A 7,287-nucleotide genomic window follows, 5' to 3' on the forward strand; every position below is an offset into this window, starting at 1 on the left:
CCAGCCCGTCCGGCGTTTGAGGACACCCCACTCCAGCCCGTCCGGCGCTTGAGGACACCCCACTCCAGCCCGTCCGGCGTTTGAGGACACCCAGCCCGTCCGGCGTTTGAGGACACCCAGCCCGTCCGGCGCTTGAGGACACCCCGAGCGGCTCGCGTATCCCCCTCCGATACGCGAGCCACCCAAGCCGAACAACCACCGGGCAGCAGCCTGCCATCAGTGCAGCAGGCCACCCGTCGCCGGCTTACGCCCGTGCTTCATGAAAATCGCCAGCACCGTCGCAAGCGCGCCCACGCCAACCAGCATCCAGAACCCGGTGGTGTACGCGTTGTCCGTGTAGACCTGCGGGATCTCCGACTCCTTCTTGGGCATCCCCGGGACCGCGACGGTCATGGTGAACTTGTTCGCGGACAGGATCGCGCTGGCGATCGCGGTCCCCACGGCCGCGCCGAACGCCTGGCCGACGACCAGCATGCCCGCGCTGACGCCCTGCTGCTCCTGCGGAACCGCCTCGATCATCAGGTTGGGCGCGGCCGCGTAGTACATGCCGAAGGCGACGCCGTAGACCATGCCGGCGATCAGCAGGCCGACCCAACTCCCGTGCATGAACACGTACATCAGCATCGAGACGGTCATGATCCCCATGCCGGCAGCGAGCAGGATGCGCAGGCCGTAGCGCTTGGCCATGCCACCGGTGATCGGACCCGCGACCATGCTCAGCAGCGACTGCCAGATCATGAAGTGCAGGGCCATCGCGAGCAGCGAGAAGCCGAGCGAGTACTCCAACGGGTCGTTGAAGCTGATGAACTGCTTCATCTGCGCGAGCATCTGCGGGCCGGCCTCGTTGGGCAGCCCCTGCGCCTGTGCCACGCCCTGGCCCACCGGGCCTTCGAGTATCGGCCTGAGGTCGTCGCCCTTGGGCGTCTGCGCAATGTAGGTGGTCGCGTACGTCTGCACGCCGACGATGATGTTGGCGAGGAAGGCGATCGCGATCACCACGAGCACGCGCGGGTGGGTCAGGATCTTCAGGTCCATGAACGGTTCGTCGACCGTCTTCTCCCAGAAGGCGAACGCGACGAGCATCAGCACGCCGCCGATCGCGTAGGCGATGCAGGTCGCCTTTGTCCAGCCCCAGGTCTCGCCGTTGCTGATGTACACGAGGAGCAGCGCCACCGCGCCACCGAGCAGGAGCGAGCCCACCGCGTCGAGCTTCTGCTTGACCCGCAGCTTGCTCTCGGGGACCAGCACGATCAGCGCCGGAATGAGCACGAGCATGAAGATGAACAGGAACCAGAACAGCGAGCGCCAGCTGTAGTGGTCCGTGAGCACGCCGCCCAGGATCGGGGCGAGCGCGGCCGACATGCCCAGGCCGGTCGCCGAGACGCCGATCGCGACGGGGACGAACTTACGGGGCATCAGGTCGCGGATGAGGCTGAAGACGATCGCGGTCATCGCGAAGGCGACGGCCTGGAGGCCGCGGCCGACCAGGAAGAACGCCCAGCTGTCGGTCAACGCGCAGATCAGCGAGCCGATCAGGAAGGAGACGCTGCACCCGAGCAGCATCTTCTTCTTGCCCCACAGGTCGGCCATCTTGCCGAACAGCGGGCTGATCGCGCCGCCGACGAGGCTGATGATGATCGTCATCCACGCGATGTTCTCGCCCACCGACGGGAACGACTTGGCGATGTTCGGCGTGGCGGTGGAGATCATCGCGTACTGGAGCGGAACGACCTCGGAGAACAGGACGATCGTCGCGAGGACGGCGATGATCCTTCCCATGGAAGCGCCCTCGAGGCGACCGGTGTCGCCCGAGCCCGATTCGGGTGGCTGTGCTGCGGCGGACTTCTCGAGAGTCTCGGCCATGAGGTTCTTTCCGTTCTGTGCAGGAGCGCGCACCGGACACGTGTCACCTGGGTGACAGGCCCGGCTTTGTACGGAATTTTTAGGGGCAAAAAGAAGCTCGGCCTCGATGGGATCGGTGCGCCTCGTGGGCGAAACCAACCGGATCGGTGTTCATCAGCCGAACTGATTGACAGTGTTTAGCACGCCGCACGGGGACGCGGAAGAGTGACCGTAGCGGCGAAGCGCTTTTCGTCCCGATATCATACAAAAATTCCCTGACGATGCGTCAGTTGACTGACGTCGTCAGGGAATCCGGCGCACCCGGCCCGTGAGGGGCGGGGTCGGCAGCCGTCACGGCGTGGTGCGCGACCGCGCCGCGCGGGCGGTCGTACGGGCGCGGGCCTGGGTGGCGCGGGCGCGGGTGCGGCCGCGCCGTGCGGGTCCGCGCGCGGCCTCAGCCGAGTGCGTGGAAGTCGGTCGCCACCTCGGTCCAGCGCTCGACCGCGTCCGTGTCCTCGCGCCACGTGCTCACCGCCGAGTAGGCCACGACTCGGGTGGCCACGCCGCGGTAACGGTTCATCAGCGCCTGGGCCAGGCCGTCCCACGGGGCACTGACGGTCAGCGCATCCAAGACCTCGTCGGAGATCGCCGCCGCCATGCCGGCCCGGTCCTTGGCCGCGAAGAGGCGGTTCAACCGGGGCTGGAGGTCGTCCCAACCGTGCGTCTCGAAGACCTTGGCGTAACCCGGCGTCGAACCGTAGAAGGCGAGCCGCAGGCGCAGCTTGTCGCGTTCGGCCTCGATCTGCTCGTCGGTGTCGCCGGTCGCCGTCATCACCGGGCAGACCAGGGCGAAGTCGGCGTCGGCGCCGCCCTCGGCGAGCTGCGGGCGGACGACTTCCTCGACATAGCGGACACTGTGCAGCGGGTGTACGTGCAGACCGTCGGCCACCTCGCCGATCATCCGCAGCATCCACGGGTTGACCCCGGCCAGGTAGATCGGCGGGTCGGCGATCGAGCCGCCCGGGGTCCACTCCGGCGTCATGAGGGTGAACTGGTAGAAGTCGCCCTTGAAGCGCAGGCGCTCCTCGCCGCGAAAGGCCGCCCAGATCGCCCGCAGCGCGCCGACGTATTCGCGCAGCCGGGGGCCCGGCCGGTCGAACTCGGCCGAGTAGCGCCGTTCGATGTGCGGTCGCACCTGGGTGCCCAGGCCGAGTACGAATCGCCCGTCGGTCGCCTCGGCCAACTCCCATGCGGCGGACGCGGTGACCATCGGGCTGCGGGCGAACGCGACCGCGATACCGGTGCCCACCGTCAGGCTCTCGGTGGCGAGTGCGGCGGCCGTCGCGGCCGTGTACGCGGTGCGGCCGCCTTCGGTGAGCCATAGCCCGTCGAAGCCGGCCCGCTCGGTCGCGGCTGCGGCGCGTTGCATGCCGCGCAGGGTCTGGCCGGCTGCCATGACATCGAGCTGAGGGGGTGTCAATTCTTCTCCTGTACAGAGGATTCCGCTTCGAGTACACGGTCCCACGTACCGGTGACCGTGCCGGTCCACTGCGGGGATCGGCGCTGCATCCACGCGCGTGGACCCTCCCTCGCGTCGTCGGTGCCCATCAGGATGCGGTGGTAGGCGGTCTCCAGGCGCTCGACCTCGTCGGGCCCGGCACCCGACCACAACAGGCGCTTGGTGAGCGCGGCCGAGACCGGGTGCACGTTGGCGGCGATGTCGCGGGCGATCTCCAGGGCGGCGGGCAGCACTTCGTCGGCCGGCAACGCGCGTGACGCCAAGCCCAGCGTGACCGCTTCGGCGCCGCGAAACGTTCGCCCCGTCAGCAGGATGTCGGCGGCCACCGCGCGTGAGGTCGCGGCGGGCACGGTCCAGTGTGACTGGGCGTCAGGAACCATGCCCCGTCTGGTCTGTGGGATCGCGAGCTTGGCGTCCTCGGCCACGATCCGGATGTCGCACTGCATCGCGAGGGTGAAGCCGATGCCGATCGCGTGCCCGTTGACGGCGGCGATGACGGGCTTGCGGACCTCCCACGCGGGCGGCTGCACGGGGGATGCGGTGAAGGCGCGCGGGGATACCGTCCGACTCGGCCCGGCGAAGCTGTCGGCGGCCGGGCTCATGTCGGCCCCGGCGCAGAACGCGGTGCCCGCGCCGGTGAGCACGACCGCGCGAATCGCGTCGTCGGCGTCGCAACGGGCGTACGCGGCCCCGAGTTCGGCCCCCATCCCGCCGGAGAACACATTGAGTTTGTCGGGACGGTCGAGGGTGAGGACGGCGACGCCGTCGCGGCTGGCGAACTGGATCACCTTCGGACCGTAGGCCGGATCCTTGACCATATCAAGTGTTGATTCTAGGGTCGGTTCATTCATTGGCCAGGAGGGGACTTCACCATGACCAACCCGTTCGGTTACGAGGGCAAGCGCGTGGTCGTCACGGGCGGCTTCTCCGGGGTGGGCGCGGCCCTCGTCGAGTTGCTGGCCGAGCAGGGCGCCGAGCACATCACCGTGCTCGACCTCAAGGAGCCGACCGGCTCGGCACAGAAGTTCATCCGCACCGACCTGTCCGACCCGGCGTCCGTGGACGCGGCCGTGGCGGCGATCGAGGGCCCCGTGCACGCGCTGTTCAACAACGCGGGCGTGGCCGGCACCCTCCCGGGCCCGACCGTGTTCGCGGTCAACTACCTGTCCCTGCGCCGGTTGACCGAGGCGCTGGTGGCCGCGGGGACGCTGCCGGCGGGAGCCGCGATCGTGAACACCGCGTCGATCGCGGGCGTTTCGTGGCCGGCGCACCTGGAGGCGCTCAAGACGGTGATCGCGCTCGACGGCTGGGACGCGGCGCAGGAGTGGCTCGCGTCGAACGAGTTGGGCAGCGACCCGTACAGCTACAGCAAGGAATTGGTGCAGGTCTACACCATGCACTACGCCCGCACCGCGGCGGCCGGGAACCTGCGGATCAACAGCGTGTGCCCGTCGCCGATCGACACCCCGCTCCTGCCCGACTTCCGCAAGACGATCTCCGACAAGGTCATCGACTGGAACATCTCGCAGGGCAACGGCCGCCTCGCCACCGGCCGCGACGTGGCCCTGGCCCTGGCCTTCCTGGGCTCGGACGCCTCGGGCTTCCTCAACGGCGTGAACATCAACCTGGACGGCGGCTTCAACGCGGGCCTGACCGTCGGCAACCTGGACTTCTCCGGCCTGGCCTAGGGCATCGCCGACCCGATCTCCCGCCACCCGTCGGCACGGTGACGAGGGGAGCCCACACCGACCGAAGCCCCCGATCCGCGTGCGGCGATCGGGGGTTTCGCGGCGTTCACGGCGCGTAGACGCGAACGACCGTCACTCGCAGCACGTTTGCACTCACCTGATATCCGACGAATACGGAGCCGCACGTGGCTTCTCGCCGGTCCTTGTCGTACGTGGGCGACGAGCCGCACCCGTACGGGTCGTTGGCGATCCGCGCGATGCCGTTGTCCAGGTCGCGCCGCTGGTTGTCGGTGAGTTGCCTACGAATCGTCTCGCAGTCGCTCGTGAAGGTCACGCTGTACGACATTCTGATCCTCCCCCAGGATGATGCGGGCTTCCGCCTCGTCCGTCAGGGCTTTGACGCGATCGTGCGCGCGCCGGTCGGCCTCCTCGATGTCCGGCCGCGTGGCCCGCGACCACCGAACCATCGTTGCGAGCATCTCCCCGGCCGGCGTTTCCTCGATCACCTTGCCGAATTCGTCGCGCAGTTCCGCGGGCAGGGCCGCACGAATGCCCCCGATCGTGGCCGGCAACTCGATCCAGGTGCCATCGACCACGGTTCGGATCGTCCGCCCGTCGTCCTGCGGTCCGTCCGGCCCTTCGATGTGCTCGTCCATGGGCAACCTCTCTTCTGCGGCCATGCCGACGTCACGTTCACATCCCGTGCACCCGAACCACCGGGATGGTGAGCACTCCCGCACTCACCACGTTTCCGCGCGGGCGTGTCCTCGACGGTCTTGGTGAACTCCGCACGCCGCTCGGCCGGAAGGGCCTCCCGGATGCCGGCGATCGTGGCGGGCGTCTCGATCCACTCGTCACCGACCATCGTCCGGCAGACCCGTCCGTCGTCGGTTCGCTCGTCGTGCTTGCCGTGCTTGTCCACGGACTTCCTCTCATATGCGTCACGGTCCGACTACGAACAGCGTGCCCCACGGCGCGCCTCGGGAGGCGAGAAGAGACCCGAGCGAGGGGCCAGGGCATGGGCGCCTACTGCGATTTCAGTACATGGTCGTGTGGTTTTGGTACGGCGCGGTGTCCGTAGTGGCATGACGACGGGGCGGGTCTTCCACAGCGAGCCTTGAGTGGTCATCGCCTGTGGATACGGAGACCCTGACGTGGCGACTTTTTTGTATCGGATCGGTAGCGGCGCTTTTCGGCGGCGCGGTCGGGTCCTGTTGGTGTGGCTGGGGGTGCTGATCGTGGTCGCGGTGGGCGCCATGACGGCGGAGGGGCCCTCGGACGAGGAGTTCTCGATGCCGGGGATCGAGTCGCAAAAGGCGTTCGATCTCATGGAGGAGCGTTTTCCCGGAACGGCTGCGGACGGTGCCACCGCGCGGGTCGTCTTCGTCGCCCCCGGCGGGCAGAAGGTGACCGGGGGCGACCTGCGCAAGGCCGTCGAGGATGCGGTGGACTCGCTGGGCGGTGGCCCACACGTGGCCGGTGTCGCGGACCCGTTCGAGTCGAACGCGATCGGCAAGGACGGTTCGACGGCGTACGCGACCGTCACCTACAAGGTGGAGTCCGGCGACGTCACCGACGCCGACCGTGCCGCGGTGGACAAGGTTGCGGAACACGCGCGGGCGGCGGGCTTGACGGTGGAGACCGGCGGGTCGGCGATGGACGGCGACGGCGGTCCCGGCGGGGTCGCGGAGATCGTCGGCCTCGCGGCGGCGGCGGTCGTGCTGTTGTTCACGTTCGGGTCGATGGCGGCCGCGGGCCTGCCGCTGCTGACCGCGATCGTGGGTGTCGCGGTGAGCCTGTTCGGAATCCTGCTGCTGGCGGGCCCGTTGGGCCTGTCCTCGGACACGCTCACCCTCGGGATGATGCTGGGCCTGGCGGTGGGCATCGACTACGCCCTGTTCGTGGTGTCCCGCTATCGGGAGGAACGCGGACACGGCCGGGCACCGCAGGAGGCGGCCGGGTTGGCCGTGGGTACCGCCGGGTCGGCGGTCGTGTTCGCCGGGCTCACCGTGGTGATCGCGCTGTCGGGCCTGGCGGTGGTCGGGATTCCGACGTTGACGAAGATGGGCATGGCCGCCGCGGGAGCCGTCGCGGTCGCCGTACTGGTCGCGTTGACGGTGGTGCCGGCACTGCTCGGGTTCTGGCCCGACGCGGTGTTGGCGCGCAAAGCGCGCAGGGCACTCAAGGCCGGCGCCCGCGGCGGCGCCACCGAGCCTCGCGAGCGCGCCGCGGCCGGAC

General features: G+C 68.9%; 7 protein-coding genes. 2 read left to right on the plus strand and 5 right to left on the minus strand.

The genetic code is table 11. The features are described 5' to 3' along the window. Positions 1 to 216: 216 nt before the first annotated feature. The 3 genes from GT354_RS38390 to GT354_RS38400 form a co-directional block, all read right to left on the minus strand. Positions 217 to 1,863: an MFS transporter gene (locus GT354_RS38390; RefSeq protein ID WP_161361011.1), complete on the minus strand. Its 1,647-nt coding sequence runs from the start codon at positions 1,861 to 1,863 to the stop codon at positions 217 to 219. Positions 1,864 to 2,296: 433 nt separating this feature from the next. Next, on the minus strand, positions 2,297 to 3,298 hold the full coding sequence (locus GT354_RS38395; protein ID WP_161361012.1) for a TIGR03617 family F420-dependent LLM class oxidoreductase: 1,002 nt from the start codon (positions 3,296 to 3,298) through the stop codon (positions 2,297 to 2,299). A gap of 20 nt (positions 3,299 to 3,318) precedes the next feature. Then, positions 3,319 to 4,149, minus strand: a complete 831-nt coding sequence (locus GT354_RS38400) for an enoyl-CoA hydratase-related protein (protein WP_346012365.1) — start codon at positions 4,147 to 4,149, stop codon at positions 3,319 to 3,321. 84 nt (positions 4,150 to 4,233) lie between these two features. Here GT354_RS38400 and GT354_RS38405 point away from each other — a divergent pair, with 84 nt between their 5' ends. After that, positions 4,234 to 5,049 carry a coniferyl-alcohol dehydrogenase gene (locus GT354_RS38405; protein WP_161361014.1) on the plus strand — a complete coding sequence of 272 codons (816 nt, stop codon included), beginning with the start codon at positions 4,234 to 4,236 and terminating at the stop codon, positions 5,047 to 5,049. A 106-nt stretch (positions 5,050 to 5,155) separates the two neighbouring features. Here GT354_RS38405 and GT354_RS52990 read toward each other — a convergent pair whose 3' ends face one another. Both GT354_RS52990 and GT354_RS38410 read right to left on the minus strand, forming a co-directional pair. Beyond that, entirely contained in the window at positions 5,156 to 5,383 is a 228-nt protein-coding gene (locus tag GT354_RS52990) for a hypothetical protein (protein WP_202512769.1), read from the minus strand. Then, on the minus strand, positions 5,349 to 5,705 hold the full coding sequence (locus GT354_RS38410) for a hypothetical protein (RefSeq protein ID WP_161361015.1): 357 nt from the start codon (positions 5,703 to 5,705) through the stop codon (positions 5,349 to 5,351). Before GT354_RS38410 ends, GT354_RS52990 begins: the two co-directional genes overlap by 35 nt. 498 nt (positions 5,706 to 6,203) lie before the next feature. Between GT354_RS38410 and GT354_RS38415 the strand changes: the two genes are divergently transcribed. Further along, the coding region (locus GT354_RS38415) for an MMPL family transporter (RefSeq protein WP_161361016.1) at positions 6,204 to 7,287 on the plus strand (1,084 nt) is incomplete at its 3' end.

This window comes from Streptomyces sp. SID3343 (assembly GCF_009865215.1).
GTDB lineage: Bacteria > Actinomycetota > Actinomycetes > Streptomycetales > Streptomycetaceae > Embleya.

Coding starts and splice junctions, on each gene's coding strand:
- GT354_RS38390 (WP_161361011.1), bottom strand. CDS start 1,863: ATGGCCGAGACTCTCGAGAAGTCCGCCGCAGCACAGCCACCCGAATCG.
- GT354_RS38395 (WP_161361012.1), bottom strand. CDS start 3,298: ATGGCAGCCGGCCAGACCCTGCGCGGCATGCAACGCGCCGCAGCCGCG.
- GT354_RS38405 (WP_161361014.1), top strand. CDS start 4,234: ATGACCAACCCGTTCGGTTACGAGGGCAAGCGCGTGGTCGTCACGGGC.
- GT354_RS38410 (WP_161361015.1), bottom strand. CDS start 5,705: ATGGACGAGCACATCGAAGGGCCGGACGGACCGCAGGACGACGGGCGG.